The 25,037-nt window shown below is 65.9% G+C and carries 20 protein-coding genes and 1 other RNA gene; 18 read left to right on the top strand and 3 right to left on the bottom strand.

Annotation, left to right across the window (positions count from 1 at the left end):
• The 8 genes from tssF to A7D17_RS07085 all read left to right on the top strand — a co-directional run bounded on the left by tssF (position 1) and on the right by A7D17_RS07085 (position 10,692).
• Positions 1 to 1,884 (top strand): type VI secretion system baseplate subunit TssF, encoded by a 1,884-nt coding sequence (gene tssF, locus A7D17_RS07115; RefSeq protein ID WP_064508460.1) that lies wholly within the window; start codon positions 1 to 3, stop codon positions 1,882 to 1,884.
• Entirely contained in the window at positions 1,848 to 2,888 is a 1,041-nt protein-coding gene (tssG, locus tag A7D17_RS07110) for a type VI secretion system baseplate subunit TssG (RefSeq protein WP_064508459.1), read from the top strand. The genes tssF and tssG overlap by 37 nt, the downstream gene beginning before the upstream one ends.
• Positions 2,889 to 2,955: 67 nt before the next feature.
• Complete coding sequence (gene tssH / locus A7D17_RS07105; protein ID WP_064508458.1) at positions 2,956 to 5,742, top strand: type VI secretion system ATPase TssH; 2,787 nt, start codon at positions 2,956 to 2,958, stop codon at positions 5,740 to 5,742.
• Between the two features lie 694 nt (positions 5,743 to 6,436).
• Positions 6,437 to 7,192 (top strand): exonuclease/endonuclease/phosphatase family protein, encoded by a 756-nt coding sequence (locus A7D17_RS23985; RefSeq protein ID WP_153041912.1) that lies wholly within the window; start codon positions 6,437 to 6,439, stop codon positions 7,190 to 7,192.
• Positions 7,193 to 7,642: 450 nt separating this feature from the next.
• A complete protein-coding gene (locus A7D17_RS07100; RefSeq protein WP_064508457.1) occupies positions 7,643 to 8,032 on the top strand; it encodes a DUF4124 domain-containing protein in 390 nt (129 codons plus the stop codon).
• Positions 8,033 to 8,084: 52 nt separating this feature from the next.
• Positions 8,085 to 8,744: a CPBP family intramembrane glutamic endopeptidase gene (locus A7D17_RS07095; protein ID WP_064508456.1), complete on the top strand. Its 660-nt coding sequence runs from the start codon at positions 8,085 to 8,087 to the stop codon at positions 8,742 to 8,744.
• Between the two features lie 60 nt (positions 8,745 to 8,804).
• Positions 8,805 to 9,539, top strand: a complete 735-nt coding sequence (locus A7D17_RS07090) for a hypothetical protein (RefSeq protein WP_064508455.1) — start codon at positions 8,805 to 8,807, stop codon at positions 9,537 to 9,539.
• A 430-nt stretch (positions 9,540 to 9,969) separates the two neighbouring features.
• Positions 9,970 to 10,692: a ThuA domain-containing protein gene (locus tag A7D17_RS07085; RefSeq protein WP_064508454.1), complete on the top strand. Its 723-nt coding sequence runs from the start codon at positions 9,970 to 9,972 to the stop codon at positions 10,690 to 10,692.
• A gap of 121 nt (positions 10,693 to 10,813) precedes the next feature.
• Here A7D17_RS07085 and A7D17_RS07080 read toward each other — a convergent pair.
• Positions 10,814 to 10,887, bottom strand: a non-coding RNA gene (locus A7D17_RS07080) — sX9 sRNA.
• Positions 10,888 to 11,026: 139 nt separating this feature from the next.
• Here A7D17_RS07080 and ecfK point away from each other — a divergent pair.
• The 7 genes from ecfK (at position 11,027) to tagH (ending at position 20,241) form a co-directional block, all read left to right on the top strand.
• Complete coding sequence (ecfK, locus tag A7D17_RS07075) at positions 11,027 to 11,566, top strand: ECF-type sigma factor EcfK (RefSeq protein ID WP_064508453.1); 540 nt, start codon at positions 11,027 to 11,029, stop codon at positions 11,564 to 11,566.
• Complete coding sequence (locus tag A7D17_RS07070) at positions 11,545 to 14,070, top strand: serine/threonine-protein kinase (protein ID WP_064508452.1); 2,526 nt, start codon at positions 11,545 to 11,547, stop codon at positions 14,068 to 14,070. Before ecfK ends, A7D17_RS07070 begins: the two co-directional genes overlap by 22 nt.
• A gap of 70 nt (positions 14,071 to 14,140) precedes the next feature.
• Positions 14,141 to 14,428 carry a PAAR domain-containing protein gene (locus A7D17_RS07065; protein WP_029218002.1) on the top strand — a complete coding sequence of 96 codons (288 nt, stop codon included), beginning with the start codon at positions 14,141 to 14,143 and terminating at the stop codon, positions 14,426 to 14,428.
• 215 nt (positions 14,429 to 14,643) lie between these two features.
• Positions 14,644 to 15,975, top strand: coding sequence for a tetratricopeptide repeat protein (locus tag A7D17_RS07060; protein WP_064508451.1), 1,332 nt, complete (start codon positions 14,644 to 14,646; stop codon positions 15,973 to 15,975).
• A gap of 150 nt (positions 15,976 to 16,125) precedes the next feature.
• Positions 16,126 to 18,090 (top strand): type VI secretion system tip protein TssI/VgrG, encoded by a 1,965-nt coding sequence (gene tssI / locus A7D17_RS07055; RefSeq protein WP_064508489.1) that lies wholly within the window; start codon positions 16,126 to 16,128, stop codon positions 18,088 to 18,090.
• The gene (locus tag A7D17_RS07050; protein ID WP_064508450.1) at positions 18,087 to 18,635 is read left to right on the top strand and encodes a DUF6931 family protein; all 549 of its coding nucleotides are present in this window, start codon (positions 18,087 to 18,089) and stop codon (positions 18,633 to 18,635) included. Before tssI ends, A7D17_RS07050 begins: the two co-directional genes overlap by 4 nt.
• 274 nt (positions 18,636 to 18,909) lie before the next feature.
• Entirely contained in the window at positions 18,910 to 20,241 is a 1,332-nt protein-coding gene (tagH, locus tag A7D17_RS07045; protein ID WP_064508449.1) for a type VI secretion system-associated FHA domain protein TagH, read from the top strand.
• A gap of 100 nt (positions 20,242 to 20,341) precedes the next feature.
• On the opposite strand, the gene A7D17_RS07040 is transcribed toward tagH, so the two are convergent.
• Positions 20,342 to 21,223, bottom strand: coding sequence for a LysR family transcriptional regulator (locus A7D17_RS07040; protein WP_064508488.1), 882 nt, complete (start codon positions 21,221 to 21,223; stop codon positions 20,342 to 20,344).
• A 234-nt stretch (positions 21,224 to 21,457) separates the two neighbouring features.
• Between A7D17_RS07040 and A7D17_RS07035 the strand changes: the two genes are divergently transcribed.
• Complete coding sequence (locus A7D17_RS07035; RefSeq protein WP_064508448.1) at positions 21,458 to 22,345, top strand: oxidoreductase; 888 nt, start codon at positions 21,458 to 21,460, stop codon at positions 22,343 to 22,345.
• Positions 22,346 to 22,603: 258 nt separating this feature from the next.
• Here the strand turns inward: A7D17_RS07035 and A7D17_RS07030 are convergent, their stop codons facing one another.
• Positions 22,604 to 23,158, bottom strand: a complete 555-nt coding sequence (locus tag A7D17_RS07030) for a hypothetical protein (protein WP_064508447.1) — start codon at positions 23,156 to 23,158, stop codon at positions 22,604 to 22,606.
• Positions 23,159 to 23,223: 65 nt separating this feature from the next.
• Between A7D17_RS07030 and A7D17_RS07025 the strand changes: the two genes are divergently transcribed.
• The gene (locus A7D17_RS07025) at positions 23,224 to 23,547 is read left to right on the top strand and encodes a hypothetical protein (protein WP_161946529.1); all 324 of its coding nucleotides are present in this window, start codon (positions 23,224 to 23,226) and stop codon (positions 23,545 to 23,547) included.
• A gap of 155 nt (positions 23,548 to 23,702) precedes the next feature.
• Positions 23,703 to 25,037 (top strand): type VI secretion system baseplate subunit TssK, encoded by a 1,335-nt coding sequence (gene tssK / locus A7D17_RS07020; RefSeq protein ID WP_064508487.1) that lies wholly within the window; start codon positions 23,703 to 23,705, stop codon positions 25,035 to 25,037.

Genomic DNA, 25,037 nt, shown 5'->3' with positions numbered 1-25,037 from the left:
ATGGACCCGCGCCTGCTCCCGTACTACAGCCGCGAATTGCAGCATGTGCGCGACATGGGCGCCGAGTTTGCGCGCGAGTATCCCAAGATCGCTGGGCGGCTGGGGCTGGATGCGTTCGAATGCGCCGACCCGTACGTGGAGCGTCTGCTTGAAGGCTTCGCATTCCTGGCCGCGCGCGTGCAGCTCAAGCTGGACGCGCAGTACCCGGTATTCACCCAGCACCTGCTGGAAATGGTCTACCCGCATTACCTGGCGCCGCTGCCGTCGATGGCGGTGGTGCAGCTGCAGCCGGACCTGAAAGACAGTGGCCTAGCGGCCGGGGTGACGGTGCCGCGCCAGAGCGCCTTGCGCAGCCTGATCGGCGCTGGCGAACGCACCGCCTGCGAATTCCGCACCGCGCATGCAGTGACGCTGTGGCCGCTGCAGGTGGCCGATGCCAAGTACCTGGAGTCGCCGGCTGCGATGGCGGCGGCAGGCATCGCGCTACCCGCCGGGCGCAGCGTGCGCGCCGGCATCCGCTTGCGCTTCGAGCTGGTGGGCGGTGCCCAGACCCAAGGCCTGGCGCTGGACCGGCTGCCGCTGTTCCTGGCCGGTGCCGATGGACTGCCCAAGCGGCTGTACGAACAACTGCATGCCGACACCAGCGCCGTGCTAGTACGCGGCAGCGATGCGCAGGGCGCGCCGCTGCAAACGCTGCAAGGCGCCGATGCGTTGCAGATGCGCGGCTATGCCGACGAAGACAGCCTGATCCCATACGACGGGCGCTCGTTCAGTGGCTACCGCCTACTGCAGGAATACTTCGCGTGCCCGGAGCGCTTCCTGTTCGCCGAACTCACCGGCTTGCGCGCTGCATTGCGTCGCCTGCACGGCAACAGTTTCGAGGTGGTGATTCTGCTGTCGCGTAGCGTGCCCAGCCTGGCCGCCGCAGTGAGCGCCGAACACTTCACGCTGTTCTGCACGCCGGCCATCAACCTGTTCGAACGCCGCGCCGACCGCATCCATCTGCAGGCGGGCCAGCACGAGTATCACGTGCTGGCCGATCGCACCCGGCCGATGGATTTCGAGATCCATCATCTGGGCGACGTGGAGGGCTTCGGCGACCGCCAAGAACCGGAACAACGCTTCACCGCGTTCTACGGCGGCGATGCGCGTACCTGGCATGCGCGGCATGGCGCGTTCTACAGCATGCGCCGCGAGCCGCGGGTGTTGTCTGCGCGGCAACGTCGCGACGGGGCGCGTTCCAGTTATGTGGGCAGCGAGGTCTTCGTCAGCCTGGTCGATGCCAATGACCAGGCGCAGGCCAGCAGCCTGCGCCAACTCGGCTTGCAGCTGTGGTGCAGCAACCGCGATCTGCCGCTGCACATGCCGGTGGGCAAGGGGGCAAGCGACTTCACGATGGACAGCGGCGTGCCGGTGCGCAGCGTACGCTGCGTGGCCGGGCCGACCAAGCCGCGCCCGGCGCTGTCCGATGGGCAGACCGCCTGGCGCCTGCTCAGCCAGTTGCAGCTCAATTACCTGTCGCTATTCGAAGATGGACCCAACGGTGCGGCGGCGCTACGCGAAATCCTCACCTTGTATTGCGACCCGTTCGATGCCTCGGCGCAGCGGCAGATTGAAGGGGTCAAGCACGTGACCGGCACGCCGATCGTGCGGCGCATTCCGGTGCCTGGCCCGATCACCTTCGGTCGCGGCCTGGAGATCACCCTCACCTGCGAGGACGCGGCCTTCGAAGGTACCGGCGCATTCCTGCTCGCTTCGGTGCTGCGGCACTTCTTTGCGCGCTATGTCTCGGTGAATTCCTTTACCGAAACGGTCCTGCGCACCACCGAACGCAACGAGGTGGCCCGATGGCCAGCCCAGCCCGGCACGCGCCCCCGCCTGTGAGCGCGGCGGCTGCGGCGCTGGCCCAGGCGCTGCAGACCCGGCCACAGGATTTCAGCCCGTTCGCGGCCTTGCGCGCGATCGAGCGCTGCCATCCGCAGCAGCCGCGCCTGGGCGAATCGGCGCGCGCCAGTGACGATGTGCTGCGTTTGCGGCATACGCCATCGCTGGCATTCGCACCGCACGCGCTTGAGCGCTACGTGCCGGCAACCGACGATCGACCGGCTGCGTTGTATGGGGTGTTTCTGGGCCTGTTCGGTCCCAATGCGCCGCTGCCGCTGCATCTGACCGAATACGCCATCGAGCGTGCGCAGCAAGCCAAGGATGGCACCTTCGCCGCGTTTGCCGATGTGTTCCATCACCGCATGCTCAGCCTGTTCTATCGTGCCTGGGCACAGGCGCAGCCCACCGTGCAGGCCGAGCGCGCAGCCAGCGATCAGTTCCGTGCCTGGCTGGATGCACTGGTCGGTATCGCCAGCCCGCACCTGCGCGAGCGCGACGCACTGCCCGATGAAGCGCGCCGCTATCACGCCGGCCGGTTTGGCGCGGTCACGCGCACACCGGAAGGCTTGCGTGCCGTGCTGCACACACTGTTCGACTGGCCGGTGCAGGTGCAGGAATTCATCGCCGAATGGATGCGCTTGCCGGCCGACGCGCACCTGCAACTAGGCATCGGCCCGCGCAACGTACGCCTGGGCGTGGATAGCGTGGTGGGCGCACACGTGCGCGGCGCGCAACAGCGCGTCCGCATCCGCCTGGGGCCATTGCCACGCATTGCCTTTCAACGTTTCTTGCCCGGCGGCCAGGCGCTACGCCAACTCACCGCAGCGGTGCGTAGCTATCTGGGCGACGAATTCGGCTGGGAGCTGCAGCTGCTGCTCAAGGCCGACGAGGTACCCACACCGCAGCTGGCACGCAATAGCCGCCTAGGCCTGGACACCTGGCTTGGCCGCCGCGCCTGGAGCATTGCCGACGCCGACGAGGTGGTGCTGCGCCCTTCCGGCTGACCGCACCGCTGCCATTGCCGCTCACACACACGCTCACACGCAACGTACCGACTTCGAAGGACGCATCATGGCCGAGATCTCCCGCAGTGCCCTGTTCGGCAAGCTCAATCCACTCGCCTATCGCGGCATCGAAAGCGCCACCGTGTTCTGCAAGCTGCGCGGCAACCCGTATGTGGAACTGGTGCACTGGCTGCATCAGTTGCTGCAGCTGCAGGATTCGGACCTGCACCGCATCATCAAGCAATTCCAGCTCAATCCCTCAACGCTGGCGCGCGATTTCACCGCTGCACTCGACAGCTTGCCGCGTGGCTCCACTGCGGTGACCGACCTGTCGGCCAATGTGGAAGAAGCGGTGGAGCGCGGTTGGGTGTATGCCTCACTGAGTTTTGGTGAAGCGCAGGTACGCACCGGCTATCTGGTGGTCGGCATTCTGAGCGTGCGTGGCCTGCGCAATGCCCTGCTGGCGATCTCAAAGGAATTCGACAAACTAAAACCTGCCGCGCTCAATGAACACTTTGCGCAGATCGTGGCCGGCTCGCCGGAAGATGGTTTGCTGCCCAGCGACGGCTTTTCGCTCGGCCAGACCGCCGCACCGGGCGAAGCCAGTGGCGCCATCGCACCGGCCGCATTCGGCAAGCAGGAAGCGCTGAAGAAATTCACAACCGATCTCACCGCACAGGCGCGCGAGGGCAAGCTGGACCCGATCATCGGCCGCGACGACGAAATCCGTCAAGTGGTCGACATCCTGATGCGCCGCCGCCAGAACAACCCGATCCTGGTCGGTGAAGCCGGCGTGGGCAAGACCGCGATAGTGGAAGGTTTTGCGCAACGCATCGCACGCGGCGACGTGCCGCCGGCATTGAAAGACGTACAACTACGCACGCTCGATGTGGGTCTGCTGCAGGCCGGCGCCAGCATGAAGGGCGAGTTCGAACAGCGCCTGCGCGCGGTGATCGACGAAGTGCAGGCCAGCCCGAAGCCCATAATCCTGTTTGTCGACGAAACCCACACCCTGGTTGGCGCCGGTGGCGCAGCCGGCACCGGCGATGCGGCCAACCTGCTCAAGCCCGCGTTGGCGCGCGGCACCTTGCGCACCGTCGGCGCCACCACGTTTGCCGAGTACAAGAAGTACATCGAAAAAGACCCGGCATTGACGCGGCGCTTCCAGGCCGTGCAGGTGGACGAGCCGGACGAGGCCAAGGCCGTGCGCATGATGCGCGGCGTCGCCTCGATGATGGAGCAGCACCACAGCGTGCAGATCCTGGACGAGGCGCTGGAAGCGGCGGTCAAACTCAGCCACCGCTACATCCCCGCGCGCCAGCTGCCGGACAAATCGGTGAGCCTGCTGGATACCGCCTGCGCGCGCGTGGCGGTGAGCCTGCACGCCACGCCGGCCGAGGTGGACGACAGCCGCCGCCGCATCGAATCGCTGGACACCGAACACGCCATCATCGCGCGCGAGCGTGCCATCGGTATCGTGGTGGAGGAGCGTGCTGCTGCGTGTGCTGGCCTGCTGGAAAGCGAGCACGGCCGCCTGCGTGATCTGGAGCAGCGCTGGGTTGCCGAGAAAGCTTTGGTGGATGAACTGCTGTCGCTACGCGCGCAACTGCGTAGCGGCCATGCGCCGGTGGAAGGTACCGGTAGTGCATTGGAAGCGGAAGCGGAAGCGGAAGCAGACGCGGAAGCAGACGCCGATGCCAATGCCAATGCCGTGCAGGCAGCGTCTGGCGACACCGCCGTGCTCGAAGCACCAATACGCGTGGATCGCGACACGCTGCTCGCGCGCCTGCAGCTGGTCCAGGCGGAACTGGGCGCACTGCAGGGCGAATCGCCGCTAATCCTGCCGACCGTCGACTACCAGGCAGTGGCTGCCGTGGTCGCCGACTGGACCGGCATCCCGGTCGGGCGCCTGGCGCGCAACGAAATAGATACCGTGCTGCGCTTGCCGGAGTTGTTGGCCAAGCGCGTGATCGGCCAGGACCACGCCATGGAGATGATCGCCAAGCGCATCCAGACCAGCCGCGCCGGCCTGGACAACCCGGACAAACCGATCGGTGTGTTCCTGCTGGCCGGCACCTCCGGCGTGGGCAAGACCGAAACCGCACTCGCTCTGGCAGAGACGCTCTACGGCGGCGAACAAAACCTGATCACCATCAACATGAGCGAGTACCAGGAGGCGCACACCGTCTCCTCGCTCAAGGGCGCACCGCCGGGCTATGTCGGCTACGGCGAAGGCGGCGTGCTCACCGAAGCGGTACGCCGCAAACCCTATTCGGTGGTGCTGCTGGACGAAGTGGAAAAGGCCCACCCCGACGTACACGAACTGTTCTTCCAGGTCTTCGACAAGGGCTGGATGGAAGACGGCGAGGGCCGCCGCATCGACTTCCGCAACACCTTGATCATCCTCACCAGCAACGCCGGCACCGACCTGATCGCCAGCCTGTGCAAGGACCCGGAACTGATGCCGGATCCGGAGGCCATGGCAAAAGCCATTCGCGAGCCGTTATTGAAAGTGTTTCCGCCGGCATTGCTCGGGCGGTTGGTGGCGATTCCGTATTACCCGCTGAGCAAGGCCATGCTGGGGCAGATCGTGCGGCTGCAGTTGAATCGCATCAAGAAGCGGATTGAGGAGCGTTACAGGATTCCGTTCGAGTATGAAGATTCGGTGGTGGAGTTGGTGGTCTCGCGGTGCACCGAGAGCGAGTCGGGCGGGCGGATGATCGATGCGATTTTGACCAACACGATGCTGCCGGAGATCAGCCGAGTGCTTATTGAAAGGATGTTAAAAGGTCGAGACATTGACGGCATAAATATGGGTGCGGGCAAATCCATGTTTTATTACAGATTTAATTAAAAATTGCGATTAAATTTTGAGAATATGTGGCTGTGGCTGCAGGATTTGTGGTCTTCAATACCGAGGTGCTGTCATGTCAAATTGTTATTTTTGTGCTCGAAGAGAACCATTCAATACTGGCCAGAACACGCAAGATGGCTGGCTGTGCAGTCGATGCAGCTCGATAAATGAAATAAATATAGCCGTAGGTGTTGCGCCTATTGTCATTCATCACAGTGGTGCACACCTGGTTGGAGTGCTTGGGGGACTGACTTACAGTGATGCTGAGAGAAATGCATTGATTAGTGTTGTTAATGGTCCCCAGCATGACAGTATTGGTGAGGATATATGGGGGGTCGGATTTGCCGCGAGGCATCAGACTATCCCTGGGGCAAATGTAGTTATTGTGTTTACGCGAGTGGGGGGCGTGGTTTCAGTGTATGGGATTGGTGGGCATACCGGAAGAGGTAATGGGCACTATCGAATAGTGCGTTGGAATGGACGAAGCTATCGGGTAGTGCGTTAGGGACGGCCTTAAAAACGCAGTGAGAACCTCGCCCAAACAAAGTAAACAAACAAAGAAGCAGGAACAAAGGGGGGCAAAGGGGCCAGAGTGATTTGCCTATTCGGATTGGAGGACTGTGATGATTAACATCAGTGTCAGAAGGCGGTGGCTTTGCTATCAGCCGATTTATTTAAAGACAGGGTGCCTGGAATGAGGATTCTATTCTGGAATGTCCAGCGGCTTGGCACTGGAACGCCAGGCAGCAAGCAAAAAATAATGGAGCAAGTTGTCGCCGAAGCGTTCCATCTGCACAACGCGGAATTTGCTGTCCTATGCGAAGTTACAAGCGACCTTGAGCTTGGAGGTGTGGCCATCAACAAGCAAGTAGTCACTGCTAAGCGGAGCGCAAAGGGGACCAAGGCTCAGCTCGGCTACGCAGCTATCGATGATGAGCTGGATGAAAGTGTATTAATGCGCTTTAATCCTCCAAGCTTCAGGGACGTTTTCGGGACTTCGCCCTGGAAAAAAGGCGGCGGTGAATTCACAAAGCAAAGCAAGCGTCATGTTGCATGTCTGGGGGCTTTGAACGGGATAAGTTTATATGTTTACCATGCCAATGCTAGCGGGAAGGCGGCCTTTTTAGTTGGGTGGGTAGCCGAAGCACTCCATCAGCTGCACAACGGCTCTTTTGTGTTAATGGGAGATCTTAATTGTGAGCCTGCTGCTCTCATCCTCGCCATGCAAGAGAGTGGTTCCGATCTTAATTCCTTCAATGTTGCCTTTAATGGGGATACGCATAACGCTAAGATTGGAGTTTCTAGGACGTACGATTATGCAGTCTCCGGGAATAGTATTGCGACCAATGTCGAGGTGCTTAATATTGCTCCCGCAGTGGCTAACTTTTCTAAAAGCATCAACCCGCTCGACGACATATCAGACCACTGTCCAATCATTGTGACGTTCTGAAAACCACATTTGTCAGCAAAGGACCGGAACGAACGAAAGTACGAAGTAATTAACCCGGTATCACAAAGCCGGGGTAACGGGGGCCAGGTTAACCTATCGGTCGACAACGGCGACTTGCGGTGCCGGCGAGCCGCTCAATGCCCGCAAAATGCGTCAATGGCCGCTGTGCTTGCGCGTCGGCGGTACCTGCAGGTCTTTGCACTTCCATCGCCGGCTGGAGTTGTCCCTGGGGCAGCAAGAAGTGCATGCGACATTGGTCAGCGAGCACTGTGCGTTCGCTTGGCGCTGCCATCGGCAATGTGCCGGTTTTGTGGCGGTCCAAGTCGGCCAGTAGCAAGACGCTAGGCGCGCTTTGCCCATCCTCGCCACCGAAGAAAAACACATGCTGCTCTGAGGAACGACGCCTCGCGCCCGGCTATGGGTAAGCTATGCCGTTTGGGGGAGGCATCAATGAAAAGAAGTCTTGCGATGGTGATGTACATACTGGCATGGCCGGCAGCGGCGCAGTCGGCCTACAAGTGCAGCGATGCAAAGCTGGGCACCGTTTACCAGTCCACGCCGTGCGCCGACGGCGCCGAGCAGAAGCGTTGGACCAAGCAAGCCGCGCCGGCCCCGACGGCAACGGCAACAGCTGCGCAGGCCGGTACGCAAGCGGCGTCCGGCAATAACCAGGAATCAAACCTGGGCTCACGCCTGATCAGTTACGAGCGCAAGCCCAGCCCCGAGGCGTGTACGCGCGCCACCCACGTGCGCGATAGCGCGCGCGCCGATACTACGATGCGTCGCGATCCGGATTTCATGCAGGCTGTCGAACGGGCGGTCGTGCAGGCCTGCCGCTAGACAGGGCGTGTCAAGTTGAGTATCTGCAATCAAGGCATGCCAAGGAAGATCGATGCAGGAGCGTGAAGGAGCGTCTGCTGGATGGGGCGAGTTGTTGCTCGTGGTGACGATCGCGTTCGGGCTGTCGATCTGGTCCAGCGTTTTGGCAGTCGCGCGCGACGCCGTCGAGCCTGTCTTCTCCGACGCGAGCTTGTGGGGCATGGTGTTCTACGAACTGCTCGTTCTGGCGATCTTGCTGCCAGTGCTGTGGTTCCGCGGATGGAGGCCGCAGTCACTGGGGCTGCAGTGGCAGCTGCGCGACCTGGCGGCGGGGCTCGGCTTGCTGGCGGTGTGCCTGTTGGTCACCTATCCACTGACGCTGTTGAACTGGAGCTTGGGGAGCAACACGCATCCATTCGATGCGATGGTCGCCGGGCAGCTGTCGATCACGGCTGTGCTGGCGATCTCGCTGATCAACCCGATCTTCGAGGAGGTATTCGTGTGCGGCTACGTGATCCGCGCCCTGGAGCCGCGCCATGGCCGGGCGTTCGCGGTGAATGTCAGCGTGGCGCTCCGCACGTCGTATCACCTCTATCAGGGCCCGATTGGCGCCATCAGCATCCTGGTGATCGGGCTGATCCTGGGTTGGTGGGTGGCCCGACGCGGGCGGCTGTGGCCGGCGATCCTGGCGCACGGCGCGCTCGATCTGCTGGGGTTGATGGTCTACACCTGACTGGCCTGGCGTCGCCACGATGCCGCACACTTGCCGCTTGGTCGAACACAGGGCGAAGCAATGTCACGGCGATATGGATGGAGCGGGATACTGGTGTGGCTGGCGGCGTTCGGCGCGGTGGCGGCCGGTCCGACGCCTGGCGAGTACAGCACCAAGCAAGGCTGGGGCAGCCTGCAGGTCAACGACAAGGGCGGGGTGCGCCAGTTCGAGATTCTCACCATGGGCGCCAACGGCCACAGCTGTTCGCTGTCGGGCACGCTGCAGGGTGACAAGGCGGAGGTGAGCGATGCTGTCGATGCGCCCTGCAAGCTAGCGTTCAAGCCGGTGGCGGGTGGCTTCAGCATCGCCGCGCTGACCCAGGACAGCTGCCGCGATTACTGCGGCATGCGCGCCGGTTTCGAAGGCGACTATCTGCAGTTGCCGGCCGGCTGCACTTCGGCGGCCAGCAGCCGACAACGTGAGGCGTACCTGCGGGACTATCGCGGTAAGCGCTATGCCGAAGCGCTCGCTGGCATGCAGGCATTCGCAGGCGAGTGCGGCGAGTTTTTCACCTGGCTCGATCGCGACCGTTTCGCCAACGACAGGGCCCTCACCCTGCTGCGCCTGAACCGCCCGCAGGAGTGCCTGGCGGCGCTGGATCAGACCATGGCCGGTCGCAGCCAGGACGAGGCCTCGTTTCAAGCGGAGCTGGACAAGAACAGCACGATGCTTCCGCCCAGCGACTGGGATGCCTACCTGCCTATCGCCAGGTCCACTTGGTTCAATCGCAAACTGTGCGAGGCGGCCAAGCGCTGAGCGTGAGTGGCCTGCGTCGCTGTACGCCGGCAAGCGCTGGCGTATCGGCATGCTGCATGCCACGCGACACCTAAGCGATTGCGTGTCTACGTCAAACGCCATTGTGTGTGGAGTGATCAATGCCTCTTGGCTGCTTGAGAAAAGTATCGATGGACTGACCGGCACTCTGTGCATGGGCGGTAATCAAGCAGGGCTCTCAGCGGCTTGAGCTGGACATCGCACGACACGCCAGGACACACCATTCGGCGTCGACAAAGACAGGCGTTGCAGCAGGTGTACTAGGGCGCGCCCGCTACGCCTGCACCAAGTGCGGATCGGTGCCACGGCGTCGGCTTCAGTTCGCTGCATACGCGTCGGGGTCACTGTCGCTACGGCGACGTAGTGGGCCAGCGCTATTTGAACAAGGCGCAGATCGCGCAACAATGCATGCATGCACAGACTCCTGCTCGCCCTGATCTGCATGCTCGCCTCCCTCACCGCCACTGCCGCGTCCGCTCCGGAGCGCATGTTGATCTTCAGCAAGACCGCCGGGTTCCGTCACGAGTCGATTCCGACGGCGGTGGCGACATTGCGCCAGCTGGCGGCAGCGGAGGGCATGGCGGCCGATCACAGCGAGGACGCGGAGGTCTTCACTGCCGACAACCTGGCGCGCTACCGGGTGGTGGCGTTCGCCAGCACCACCGGGGAGATTCTGGCGCCGGCGCAGCAGCAGGCGTTCGAAGGATTCGTTCGGCAGGGCGGTGGATTTCTGGGCGTACATTCGGCCGCCGACACCGGCTACCAGTGGCCCTGGTACGGGCAGCTGGTCGGGGCCTGGTTCAAGGGGCACCCGCCGGGGCTGCAGTCCACGCGTGTGCAGCCTGAGCGAGATGGGCAGGCGGTCGGCAAGGGGTGGCCGATCACCGATGAGATCTACAACTACCGGCACAACCCGCGCGGGCAGGTACAGGTGATCGCGACAGTGGATGAGCGGCTGTATGTCGGCGGCACGATGGGTGCCGACCACCCGATCGCCTGGTGCCATGCCTTTGACGGCGGACGAGCCTGGTACACCGGGCTGGGCCACGATGCGGCGGTGTATGCGAATGCGGAGTTCCTGGCCCAGCTGCGGCAGGGCCTGCGCTATGCGGCCGGGCGTGAGCCTGGCTGCTAGGTGGGTGAGCCGGACGGGGTGGGTGCGCTATATAAGGGATTGGTAACGCGTTGACCGTGACGGTCTAGCTGGCTGCAACCGCCGCCGCTCGCCTGCCGCTGCGTCCCAGCCAGCCAATAGCGGCTGCCAAACCTTAGCGGGCGGTTGTCAGGTGGTGTCGACTGCGCTGAGCAACCGGCGTGTACGAGGGCACATGCCGCACCGGGCACCGGCCGCGTTCGCCTGGCGGTGAGCGCGCTCGCTTTGGTCGCTGTCCTAAACCGTTACGTCTCGGCTGTTCCGCTTGCTCGCCAATGCGGGATACTGCGCGTCCACGCAGGCGAGATGGACCTCGATGTCCGAGCTGCCGATCACCGAGTTGTTGCAGGCCTGGCAGCGCGACGAGCCTGGGGCAGGCGATGCATTGGCGCGGCAGGTCTATGAGGTGCTGCGGGCCACGGCCTTGCGCGAGCTGCGGCGCGATGCGCGTGCCGGCTTGCAGGCCACCGAGCTGGTGCATGAAGCCTGGATGCGGCTGGAACACGGCCAGCAGGCATTCCGGTCGCGCACCCACTTCTATGCAGTGGCCGCCTTGCAGATGCGGCATCTGCTGGTGGATCTGGCGCGCCAGCAGGCCAGCGCCAAGCGGCTGGGGCAGGCGGTGACGTTGACCATCAGCCTGTCCGATGGCGCGGCGCGACCGGAGGCGCTGATGCTGGTGGCCGATGCCTTCGACAAGCTGGCGCAGGTGGACGAGCGCAAGGCCCGCGCTTTCGCGCTGACCGAACTGGTGGGTTTCAGCGTGGCCGAAGCGGCCGAGCAGCTGGAGGTGTCGGTGCCCACGCTGGAGCGCGACCTGCGCTTTGCACGGGTCTGGCTGGCGGCGCAGCTGTGAGCGTGGCCACCACCTGGCAACGGCTGGAGGCCTTGTTTCACCAGGCCTGCCTGTTGCCGCCCGCAGAGCGCGACGCGTTCGCGCGCGTGCAGGCCGGCGACGATGCCGTGTTGCGCGATGAATTGCTGGCGATGCTGGCGGTGGAATCGCAGGCCACCTTGCGGATACGCGCGCCGTTGAAACAGGCCGTAGCCGCGTTGCACGCGCCACTGCCTGAGCTGCCGGCGGGTACGCGCTTCGGCGCGTGGGCGATCGACCGCCTGCTCGGTGCCGGCGGCATGGGCCAGGTGTACCTGGGGCACCGCGCCGATGGTGCCTACGAGCGCGAGGTAGCGATCAAGCTGGTGGCCGCCGACGCGCTGGATGCGCAGGGCCGCGCCTTGTTCGAATTCGAATGCCGGCTGCTCGCGCAGATGGTGCACCCGGCCATCGCGCAGATCCACGATGTGGGCACCGACGCCCAGGGCCGGCCGTACCTGGTGATGGAGTACCTGCGCGGCGAGCCCATCACCTGGTGGTGCGACGAGCACCGGCTGTCGTTGCACGCACGCGTGCTGCTGATGCTGCGGGTGAGCGAGGCGGTGCAGCATGCACACCAGAAGGGCGTGATCCATCGCGATCTCAAGCCCAGCAATGTGCTGGTCAGCGACATCGACGGGCGGCCGATGCCGGGGGTGATCGATTTCGGCATCGCCATCGATGCGGCCAACCCGGGGCTGACCTCGGCGCACGGCCGCGGCACGCCCGGCTACATGAGCCCGGAGCAGGCACGCGGCGCGCAGGAGGTGGACGCACGCAGCGACATCTATGCGCTGGGCGCGATGTTCTACGAGTTGAGTTGCGGGCTGGCGCCGGTGGCCGGCAGCGATGGCGTGCCGCAGCCACCTTCGCAACGGGTGGCTGCGGTGCCGGCCGATGCGCGCGCACGCATCTGCGCCGCGCGCGCCACCGCCCCTGTGCAGTTGCTGCAGCAGCTGCGCGATGGCCTGGATGCGATCGTGCTGCGCGCCCTGGCACCCGAACCGGGTGCACGCTATGCGTCGGTGTCGGCGCTGCTGGACGATCTGCACCGCTGGCTCGACGGCTACCCGCCGCGCGCCCTGCAGGCCGGCCGCTGGTTGCGGCTGCGCAAGTTCACCCAGCGCCATCGCAGCGGTGTGCTGGCCGGCGGGCTGGTGACCGTGGCCTCGATCGGCGGCGTGGGCGCCACGCTGTGGTCGCTGCAGCAGGCTGCGCGCGATGCACAACGCGCACGGGTCACCGGCGACTTCATGAGTTCGGTACTGTCCAGCGTGGACCCGGGCGTGGCGCAGGATCTGGACAAGACGCTGATGCTGCGCGTGCTGGAGCAGGCCTCGCAGCGTGCGGCGCGCGAGCTGGCCGGCCAGCCCGACGCACGCACCGATGTCGAACTGACACTGGGCCGTACCTTGATTGCGCTGGCCAAGTATCCGCAGGCGGTGGAGCACCTGCGCACCGCGCAGCGGCTGGCGCGGGAGAGCGCGGGCGAGGGCAGCCTGCCGGCGCTGAAGGCCACCTCCATGCTGGGCCAGGCGCTGCGTGGTGCCGGCAAGCGCGGGGAAGCGGCGCAGCTGCTGCGCCAGGGCATCGCGCAAGCGCAGCGCGGCGACGCGCAGCAGCAGGCCATGGCCAACGACATGCGCGGGTGGCTGGCCTGGACGCTGCGCGACCAGGGCCGCATCGCCGAGGCCATGACCGAGAGCCGGCATGCCTACGTGGCGGCGCTGGCCAACCCCGCCACGCGTGCGGGCCAGCGCATCAACGCCGGCAACGTCTACGCCGCCATGCTGGCCGAGGTCGGGCAACTGGCGCCGGCGATCACCCTGCAGCGCGCCCTGCTGCGCGACCGCATCGCCCTGGACGGGCCCGAGCATCCGTTCGTTCTGTCGATGCGCAACAGCCTGTCGGTGTATCTGCTGATGCAGCGCGATTTCGCCGGCGCAGAGGCCGAGCTGACGCCGCTGCTGCAGATCCACCGCAAGCTCTATGGCGACAACGCCGCCGACACGCTGATGGTGGAAGGCAACCTGGCCGGCGCATTGCGACAACAGGGCAAGGTGGCCGAGGCCGGCCCGCATTACCGGGCGGCGTTGGAGCGGGCACGCCGCACGTTTGGCGAAGACGCGCCTGAGACGATCACCTTCCGCAGCAACCACGCGTTCTGGTTGCTGGATGCCGGGCAGGCAGCGCAGTCGCTGGCCGAACAGCGCGCCGCGCTGACGGCCTCGCTGCGGGTGCTGGGCCGTGCGCACCCGCAGACCGCCGAGATCCTGCGCGGCATGTCCGAAGCCGAGCGCACCCTGGGCCAGACAGCCGACGCACGCGCGCATGCGCAGCAGGCGGTACAGATCCTCACCGGCATCTTCGGCAACGCCGAGGAACCGTTGCGCGCCGCACGGCAGACCCTGGCGCAGGTGCAACCGGCAACGCCGACGCCCGCCGATGCCGACGCAGCGAGCACCTCGGTGGTGGCGCAGCGCTGAGACGAATTGCCGGGTCAGCGGTGAACAGGCGCGGCACAGTGCCCGCCACCGATTGCATCGAAGCGTTGCCATGCAACCCGCCGCACGCCTGACCGACCTGCACGTCTGCCCGATGGTGACCGGAGTGGTGCCGCACGTGGGCGGTCCCATCCTCGGCCCCGGTGCGCCCACGGTGCTGATCGGTGGCCTGCCTGCCGCACGCATCGGCGATGCGGCGGTGTGTGTGGGCCCGCCGGACAGCATCGTGGCCGGTGCGCCCACCGTGTTGATCGCCGGCCAGCCGGCCGCACGCCTGGGCGACAGCACCGCACATGGCGGAGTGATCACCCTGGGGTGCTTCACCGTACTGATCGGCTGAGCGCCGCCGCCGCGCGTGGGACGGTTGCTGCACGTTCCCGGCGTACGTCCAGGCCACAGCCATGGCCATGGTTGCGATGCCGCGGGGGCACTGCGCCTGCAACAGGCGCAACGCTGGCGCGCAGTACGCACTGACCGGTCACCACGCGCATCGTCGAGCCCGCACCCGCACTGCAGTCGCTCCGTCGTCATCTTGCCGCCCCTAGGAGAGCCCCGATGCACACCGCCACCCGCCTGCCGCCGGACACCTTGCAACACGCCATCGACGCGCACCGCAGCGGCCAGTTCGACCGCGCCGCACAGTTGTACAGGCAGGTGCTGGATGCACAGCCCGCGCATGTGGACGCACAGCACTTCCACGGCGTCCTGCTGCATCAGCGCGGGCAGAGCGACGCGGCCGTGGCCTCGATCACCCAGGCGCTTGCGCTGGATCCCGCCCAGCCGGATGCCTGCAACAACCTGGGCAATATCCACCGCGAATGCGGGCGGCTGGGCGATGCCGAACAGTGCTACCGCCGCGCCCTGACGCTGGCACCCGCCCATGCCGATGCGCTGACCAATCTGGCTGCGGTGCTGGAAGCGCAGCGGCGCCCGCAGGAGGCCTTCGTCACCTACGCGGCGCTGTTGCATACCCATCCGGACTCGGCCCAGGCGCACTACGTGCTGGGGCTGTTCCTGCGCAACAACGCGCAGGCCGCCGAGCATCTGCAGCAGTCGGTGGAGTGCCTGCAGCAGGCCTGCACCCTGGCGCCGGAGCATCTGCCGGCGCGCGAGGCGCTGGGCACCGGGCTCTATCTGCTCGGCGAGCACCTGCAGGCGCAGACAGTCTACCGTGCGTGGCTGGCGCGCGACCCGGGCAATGCAGTGGCCGCGCACATGCTCGCGGCCTGCGGTGGCGCCGCTGCGCCGCCGCGTGCCGGGGACAGCTATGTGCGCGAGCTGTTCGATGGTTTTGCCGACAGCTTCGACGAACAACTGCTGCATAACCTGGATTACCGCGCGCCGCAGTGCCTGACCGAAGCACTGGCGGCATGCCTGCCCGCGCCGAGCGCCACGTTGGCCATCCTGGATGCCGGCTGCGGCACCGGGCTGTGCGCCCCCCTGCTGCGGCCCTATGCGCAGCAGCTGGTGGGTGTGGACCTGTCGCCGGGCATGGTGGCCAAGGCGCATCAGCGCGGCGGCTACGATGCGCTGGAGGTGGCCGAACTCACCGCCTACCTGCAGGGAACGCCGGCGCGCTGGGATGTGGTGGCCTGCGCAGACACGCTGGTGTACTTCGGTGCGCTGCAACCGGTGCTGGCGGCGGCGGCCGGTGCATTGCGGCCTGGCGGCGTGCTTGGCTTCACCGTCGAAGCGCTGGATACAGACGGCGATCGGGTCGATCTCGATGCCAGCGGCCGCTATCGGCACAGCCATGCGCATGTGGCGGCCGCCTTGCACAGCGCAGGTCTGCAGCCAATGGCAATCACGCTGGATGTGCTGCGCAGCGAGCGTGGCCAGCCTGTGCATGGATGGGTCGTGACGGCGCGCACGCCTGCGCAGTGCTGAGACGAAATGTCGGCTTTGCCCACTGCCTGCATGTGAGCATCGCCCTGGCAGTGATGGCCCGTGACCGGCATGCGACGGTACGCGCAGGCCGGCGATTCCGCACTGCCGGCCGGCGCACCCTGCGTTGCCTACCCACCTGTGGATGCTTCGATGCCGCGCACCATCACGCTGCACTCCGACCTTGGCGACCGCCTGCGGCTGCAGCGCATGCAGGCGCACGAGGCCTTGGGGCAGCTGTTCGACTACCGCATCGATGCCCTGTGCACGGATGCACAACCCAACCTGGGCGCGTTGCTCGCCACGCCGGTGGCTGTCCAACTGGCCGACGACAACGGCGAGCAACGGTGGTACCACGGCATCGTGGCTAGCTGCGCGCAGGCTGGCGTCAGCGTTGTCGATGCGATCGCCTACACGGTGCTGGAACTGCACCTGGTGCCGCGGCCCTGGCTGCTCACCCAACGGCGCGATTGCCGCATCTATCAGGACCTGAGCGTGCCGGAGATCGTCGTCAGCGTGCTGGGCGAGATCGGCTACAGCGATGTGCAGCAGCAATTGAGCACGCAGTACTCCAAGCGCACGTACTGCGTGCAATACCGCGAAGACGATTTCAGCTTCATCAGCCGGCTGCTGGAGCAGGAAGGCATCTATTACTACTTCACCCATGGCCGCAGTGCGCACACCATGGTGCTGTGCGACGCGCTAGGGGCGCATGCGCAGCGCAACGGCGTGGACAGCCTGCCGTACGTGCCGCCGGAACTGGAAAACCGGCGCATCCTGCGCTCGGTGGTGAGCCAGTGGCGTGCCGCCCGCGCGCTGCATTCCACCCAGCATGCCGTCACCGATTACGACCCGCAGCAGCCACGCGCCTCTCTGGCGGCCGAGTGCGACGCCAGCGGTGCCGGCCTGCATCCGGTGGATGGCCTGGCCGCGTTCGACTACCCCGGCCCGCATGTGCTGCAGGCCGATGGCGGCCGCTATGTGCAAGTCCGCACCGAGGCGCACAACGTGCAGCGCGCCAGCCACCAGGCCACCACCAATGCCTGCGGGCTGATGGTGGGGGCGTTGTTCACCCTGCGCAGCCACCCGCGCAGCGAGCTCAATCAGGAGTATCTGGTGCTTTCGGCGCAGACCACGCTGGCAGCGCCCGAGCATGCCGACGAGCCGCCGTTTTCCAGCACCGTGCAGGTGATGGAAAGCCGGTTGCCGTTTCGCAGCGTGGCGCGCACGCCCATGCCCAGCATTGCCGGCCTGCAGACCGCGGTGGTGACCGGCGATACCGACGAAGACATCGTGGTGGACGCGCACGGCCGTGTGCAGGTCACCTTTCACTGGGCCGGCGCCGCACGCGCGCATGGCGCACCGTCGTGCTGGGTGCGGGTGGCCTCGATGTGGGCGGGCAAGGGCTGGGGCGCGATGAGCCTGCCGCGGGTGGGGCAGGAGGTGGTGGTGAGCTTCCTGGAAGGCAATCCGGACCGCCCGCTGATCGTGGGCAGCGTCTACAACGCCGATCACGCGCTGCCGTTCGCGCTGCCGGACAACAAGACCCAAAGTGGCGTGCGTAGCCGCAGCCTGTTGGGCGGCAGCGCGGATTTCAACGAGCTGCGCTTCGACGACAAGGCCGGCGCGGAAGAGGTCTATCTGCGCGCACAGCGCGACCTGTGCGAAGCGGTGCAGCACGATCACACCGCCACCGTGGACAACGATCAGGTGCTCACGGTCAAGCACGACCGCAAGGCGCGCATCGACAACAACGACAGCGTGGATGTCGGCAAGAAACTGCTGCTGCAGGCCGGCGAAGAGATCGAGCTGGTGACTGGCAGTGCGCGGCTGGTGATGAAGCAAAACGGCGACATCGTGCTCAGCGGGGTCAAGATCCTGATCGATGCAAGCTCCGAGGCCAAGACCACCTCCACCGCCATCAAGCTGATCGCCAATGCGCAGTTGCAGGCCAAATCGCCGGCCACGGAGGTCGCCGGCGATGGCACGCTGAAGTTGTCCTCCGGCGGCATGCTCAGCGCCGAAGCCGGCGCCTCGGCCACGCTCAAGGGCCCGCTGGTCAGCATCAAGGCCGATGCCCTGGTGCAGGTCGGTGGCGGCCTGATCATGATCGGATGAGCGCGCCCATGCTCTCGCTGGCGCAGGCGTGTGCGGACATGCAGGTCTCCGCGCCGGCGCGTGCGCAGCTGGCCACGCCGATCGCGCCGCAGGCGGCGGTACGCGCCTTGCTGGCGCATGGCCACGACGAGGATGCGATCAAGCTGCTCGCGCGCCTGCTGCCCAAGCGCTACGCGGTGGCCTGGCTGTGCCAGTGCGTGCGCGGCGAAGCGCTGGACGAGGAAGACCGCGCCGGTGCTGCGCTGGCGGAAAAGTGGGTGCGCGACCCCAGCGAAACGCATCGCCGCGCGGCGCAGGCGTTTGCGCATGCCGGTGGTTACATTTCCCTGGGCGCATGGCTGGCAGCGGCGGTGGCCTGGTCCGGTGGCAGCCTGGCGCCGCCCCAGCAGAGCACTGCGGTCCCGCCGGCCGAGCACCTGACCGCACGTGCGGTCGCGGCGGCCATCACCTTGCTCGCTGCGCGCCAGCCTGCCGCACTGGCCGCGCGTCGCAGCGGTTATGCCGCGCACGCGCTGGAGCTGCTGGCCAACGTGCAGCCCCCATGAGCGTGCTGCGCGACCGCGTTGGAGCTCGCACCGGGATCGGTGCGCCACTGGTGCGCTGGCGGGGCGCTGCAGGGATGGGGCGCGTGCATCCGTCACGCGCGGCACGAGGCGTGCGCCTCCGGGTTGCCAGCAGCGCCGCATGCAGCGCTGCGCGTCTGTGCGAGGGCGAGGTCGCCCGCGTGGTGGTCATGTCTGTTGGTTATCGCCGGCGCCTGCGCGTCGGTTGCATGGCGCCTTTTTCCGGCGTCGTTTCTTGTCTGCAGGAGCCTGTGTCGTGTCCAGTTCGCAGTTGATCCTCACCGTTGGCGGCGCGCATGCCGCGCAGTTCGGGCCCAATGCGCAGAAGCGGTTCGCCGGCAGCGGCGGCAGCATCGGGCGCTCGGACGAGAGCGATTGGGTATTGGCAGCGCCGGGGGTGTCGCGCACGCATGCGGTGGTGCGTTTTCTCAACGGCATGTACTTCATCGAGGATCGCAGCACCAACGGCATGTCGCTCAATGGTGCGGCCTTGACCCGCGCCGACCCGTGCGCCCTGAGCGATGGCGACCGCCTGCAGCTGGACAGCTTCGAGATCCAGGTGCAGGTGCACGCGCTGGCGGCCACGCCCGACGCACCGCCGGCGTTCGATGCGCTATCCGATGCGATGGACGACCGCACCCAGGTCGCGCCGCCACCGTCGCCGGCGCGCACTGCATCGCCCGACAGCCGCCTGGATCTGCTGGACTTCGGGGCGCCGGTGGCCACGCGCCCGGCAATCGACGATCCGCTGGAAGGCCTGCTGGCGGGCAGCTCGCCGCGTGAGCTGGATCCCCTACGCCTGCTCGACCCGGTACCCGCCCCGGCGCCCAGCGTGGTGCCCGGCGCGTGGAATCACAGCAGCGCCAGTCACGACCACTTCCGCCCGCCGGCCGGTGGCGATGCACGCGCCACGCTGCCGAAAAACTGGGACATGACCCTGGGCGATTTTGCGCAGCCCGCCACCACTGCAGCGCGCGCAGTGCAGGCCGCTCCCGCTCCGGCCTTCGCGGCCCAGGCACCGCCTGGCAACGCGCCTGCACCAACGCTGCAGCTGCCACCGGAGCTGGATCGCATCTTCGCCATCGTGGTGGATGGCGTGATGGACGTACTGCGCGCACGTGCGGAGATCAAGAACACCTTCCGCCTGCCGGTCACGGTGATCCAGCGGTCGGAGAACAACCCGCTCAAGTTCGCTGCCACCGCCGACGATGCCCTGCAGAAACTGCTGGCCCCGCCCAGCCCCGCGTTCCTGTCCGGCGTGCCGGCATTCGAGGATGCCTTCGACGATATCCGTTGCCACCAGATGGCGATGCTGGCCGGTATGCGCGCGGCCTTCGACGCGATGCTGTTCCACTTCAGCCCGGACCGGCTGGAACAGGAGGCCGACGCCGGTGGCAAGCGCTTGAGCTTCGGCGGCAAAGGGCGATACTGGGAGCGCTATCGCGACAACTTCGAACAACTGCGCGGCGATCCGGACGACTGCTTCCGCCGCCTGTTCGGCGACGAGTTCGCCCGCGCCTACGAGGCGCAGCTGGCACGCCTGAAGTCGGCACGGCGCCAGCCTGCCGCGCGCGGATCGCAAGGGTGATCCGGCCGCGTTGCGACCGCAGGGGCGCAAGGCTGAGAGCTTCTACCAAACCGTAGCGGGCGTTCGTCAGGGGGGCGCGCAGGCGTTGTGTCAGCTGCTCTCAGTCGGGCAACTGTTTGACGAATTCAATGAACGCGCGCAGCGCAGGCGGGGTGAGGTTGCGGTTGGGGTAATACAGATAGGGGCCGGGAAACGGTTGCCACCAGGGGCGCAGCACCGGTTCGAGCGCACCGGATGCCAGGTGCGGCGCAAGCCATTGCTCAAACAGGTGAATGACTCCGTTTCCGGCGATTGCCGATTGAATCGCAAGATCGAGACCTCCGCCGATCTCCACCAGCAGCTGCCCACGCGGAAGGATGGTGACGATCTCTCCCTTGCGCTCGAACTCCCACTCGGCAATCACGCCGCTGGGAAAACGACCACGGATGCAGTCGTGGTCGATCAGCTCGCGCGGGTGGGTGGGGCGGCCGCGCCGATCCAGGTAGCCGGGAGATGCAGCGGTTGCGCTGCGTTGCACACGCGGGCCGATCGGGATCGCCACCATGTCCTGCTGCAGCCGCTCGCCGTAGCGGATTCCCGCATCGCACCCGGCGGCGATCACGTCGACGAAGCTCTCTTCGGTCAGCACCTCCACGGTGATGTCCGGGTAGGCCGCCAGGAACGGCGGCAGGATGCGCGGCAACACCAGCCGCGCCGCACTGACCGGCACATTGAGGCGCAGCGTACCGGCCGGCGTGTCGCGAAACGCGCTGACCACCTCCTTGGCGCCCTCCAGCTCGATCAATGCCGGCTCGATGCGGGCCAACAGCGCCTTCCCCGCATCGGTCAGCACCACGCTGCGCGTGGTGCGATTGAACAGCCGCACGCCCAGCCAGGCCTCCATGCGCTTGATCGCATCGCTGAAGTTGGACGCGCTCTGGCCCGCGCTCTTGGCCGCTTCCCGAAATCCACCGGCGCGCGCCACCCGCACGAACGCCTCCATGTCACCCAGGCGATTGCTCATTGTTCGGAAATCCGTACGGCCCGTTCAATTTATACCTGATTGTCGCACAGAGGTCGCGGCCGTAAATTGCAGCGGCACTACCGAAGTAAAGCGTTTTTTTTGCCGCAGGCGCGACACCACACAGCGCGTTTTCGACGAGTGTGCGCCGTGCCCGCAGCGGCCGCTCCCACCCAATCGCAGACGCCGCTCCGCCCACCCATCCAAGGACATCTCATGACCGACACTCACCTCGGTGGCACCTTCACCCTGCCCGGCACCACCCTGCAGCTCAAGCGCATGGGCTACGGCACCATGCAATTGCCCGGCTCCCATGTGTGGGGACCGCCGCGCGACAAGGCTTCTGCGCTGGCGGTCCTGCGCCAGGCGGTCGCACTGGGCGCCAACCATCTCGACACTGCCGAGTTCTATGGCCCGCATGTCTCCAATGCGCTCATTCGCCAAGCACTGCATCCCTACCGCGATGATGTGGTGATCGTCACCAAGATCGGCATCCGCCGCGGCAGCGACAGTTCCTGGCATAGCGATCTGGCGCCGGACAGCCTCCGGCAGCAGGTGCACGCCAACCTGACGAGCCTGGGTCTCGAGGCGCTGGATGTGGTCAACCTGCGGCTGGGCGCACTGGCCGACACCGACGACAGCGCGATCGCCGAGCCGGTGGCCTGCCTGGCCGAGTTGCAGCGCGAAGGCCTGGTACGCCATATCGGCTTGAGCAATGTCACTGCGCGCCAGCTGGAGCAGGCGCAGTCGCTGGCCAGGATCGTGTGCGTGCAAAACCACTACAACCTGGTCAAGCGCGACGACGACGCCTTTATCGACGCGCTCGCGCAGCAAGGCGTCGCCTATGTGCCGTTCTTCCCGCTCGGCGGTTTTTCGCCGCTACAGTCGGACGTACTTTCCGGCGTCGCCAGCGCGGTGGGCGCCACACCCCGGCAGGTGGCGCTGGCGTGGTTGCTGCAGCGCTCGCCCAATCTGCTGGTGATCGCCGGCACATCCTCGCCGGCGCATCTGGCCGAGAATTTCGCCGCCTGCAACCTGGAGCTGTCCGCAGACCAGCTTGCAACGCTGGATGCCATTGTTGCCACCACCGGCACTGCGCGTTGACCACGAACCGGGTGCAGTGTCTCTAACAGCAGCTTTGGCGGCAAAAGCGGAAAGGCCGGGCGCGCCAAGGTGGCGCTCCCGGCAGACACGCTTCAGGGCCGGGCGGCAGGGATTGGGAGTGTCGTGGAGCACAGTGGCGGTTGCCAGCAGCAGCGCCTTTCAATCCCGGACTACGGACATCGCCGCAATCGCCAATGCGACAGTGGCACGCTCGCCTCACCGTACCTGGCACACACCCAGGTCAGATGACCGCAGCCATCAGGCCGGACGTCGCCAGCGCACATCATCGTTGGCCGACGTTGTCTGACTTTCTACAGGCCCCCTGGCTGGTGCGGGCAATCGGGCAATCGTGTCCAGCCACGCAGGGTTGAGGCGACGCCACTGACGCAGCGGGCCCGTGCGGTTCTGGGCCAGGGTGAAGACCAATTCTGGAAGAACCCTGCGCTCGAAAAACTGCTGGCGCACACGTGCCAATACCAGCATCACCAGCCCGACATCGCCCATGAAGGCAGCAAACGCGGTCCATGGGTCCGTCTGTGCAATGGGCACGCCGACGTACTCAAGCAGCAACCCGGTGAGCAGCAGGAACAGCATGCACGGCAGGCCACACGCAAGCACCATCAGCTGCCGCCAATCGAGCTGAGTGCTTGCAAATCGTTGCTCCAGATGGGGGTGCAACAGGACGAAGGGCGCCTGCACGAAGTCGGCTCGCTGCGACGGATCCAGCGACGCGGGCGCGTCGCGACTCTGCTCCTCGATCTTCAGTCGATGCGCATGGCGCGCGGCGAAACCAGGCGGGGTAATGTCGATCAACCGGTCAATGGCGTCAGGCGATGACGACCGATGCGTAAACCACGATGGCGTATATGCAGAAGTGCTTGTTGGCAGCTCTGACACAGCTGATGGTCATGCGTCTACGTCGTCTTGCCAAGGCGCACGCCAGACATCGACCATGCCAGACCCACGCGTTGCACCTCGAAGGCCTGAGCGGCGCGGCAGATCAGGCAAAAGTCGGTGACAAAGCCGCAGCCTTCGGTGACCGGCCGTTTTTCGACAGCGTAGATCAGGATCAAGGCGCTCTCCCCGCGACCAATCCGCAGACCAGCGAGGATTCTAAAATTTCCTCTGCCCAGGCCTGCCAGATGCTACCGATGGCTGAGGCCGCGGTTGACCGCCTGAGACATTTTGACGGGTGCGGCTGACGGGCGCGCCGCAGAATCGCTCCATCGACGCGATCCATCGGGACCAGGCGAATGCAGCCATCGCGATCGCCAGCGGCATGCAGCCGACCAACAACATGACGATCGCGCATGGCACGCCGTGCGGTGGCGCGCGGCGTTTCCCTAGCGAGTGGATCATGCACAACAACAAGGTCGTGTGGAGCGAGGGGTTGTTTCTGCGCCCGCAGCATCTGCAGCAGCAGGAACGCTACCTGGAGCGCTATGTCGATCTGCGTGCGGCGCGGCTGCGGCCGCATGCCTGGGGCGTGAGCGAACTGGAATGGGAAACCGATCTGCTGGCAGTGGGCAAGCTGGGGCTGCGCCGGGCACGCGGGGTATTTGCCGATGGCACACCGTTCGCGATGCCGGGCGACGATCCGTTGCCGGTGGCCATGGAGGTGGAGCCCAACTGTCGCGACCAGATCGTCTATCTCACCCTGCCGCTGAAGGTGCCGGCGCAGCCGGAGCTGGGGCGCCCGGAATCACCGGTCGACCAGTTATTCCGCTACCGCGTGCGCGAAACCGAAAGTGGCGATGCGTCCGGCAGCACCTCCGAGGCCGTGCTGATGGAAGTCGGCGGCCTGAGCACGCGGCTGCTGCCACAATCCCAGCCACTGGAAGGGCTGGACCGCATCGCAGTGGCGCGCATCATCGAAACCCGCGCCGATCGCCAGGTGGTGCTGGACCCGCACTTCATTCCCAGCGCGATGGTGTGCCAGGCCGCGCCGCGGCTGACCACGTTCCTGACCGAGCTGCTCGGGCTGCTGCACCAGCGTGGCGAAGCCTTGGCCGCGCGGGTGACGCTCACCGATCGCGGTGGTGCGGCCGATATTGCCGATTTCCTGCTGCTGCAGCTGGTCAACCGTTGGCAACCGCAGATCGCGCACTGGGCCGCCGCACCGCTGGCGCATCCGGAAGAATTGTTCCGCGGCTTGCTTGCATTGGCTGGCGAGTTGAGCACCTTTACCGCGCCGGGCAAGCGCCCGCCGGCATCGCCGGTCTACCGGCATGAGGCACAGCAGGAGAGCTTCGAGCCGCTGATCGGCGCGTTGCGCAGCAGCCTGAGCGCAGTGCTCGAGCAGACCGCCACGCCATTGCCGATGCAGGCACGCAAGTTCGGCGTGTGGGTGGCGATGGTGCCGGATCCCACACTGCTGGACAGCGCCGCCTTCGTGCTGGCTGCCAAGGCCGAAATGCCCAGCGAAGAGTTACGCCGCCTGCTGCCGGCGCACGCCAAGATCGGCCCGGTGGAGCAGATCCGCGATCTGGTCAACCTGCAGTTGCCGGGCATCGTGGCCAACCCGATGCCGGTGGCGCCGCGGCAGATTCCGTACCACGCCGGATACCTGTACTTCGAGTTCGACAAGAGCGCGGCGCTATGGCGCAGCTTGAAGACCTCCGGCGGTATCGCGTTCCACTTCGGCAGCGAATTCGCCGGGCTGGAGTTGCAACTGTGGGCGATCCGGAGCTGA

The organism is Xanthomonas floridensis (assembly GCF_001642575.1).
In the GTDB taxonomy this organism is placed as follows: domain Bacteria; phylum Pseudomonadota; class Gammaproteobacteria; order Xanthomonadales; family Xanthomonadaceae; genus Xanthomonas; species Xanthomonas floridensis.
This window is presented reverse-complemented; position numbering and strand designations above follow the sequence as displayed.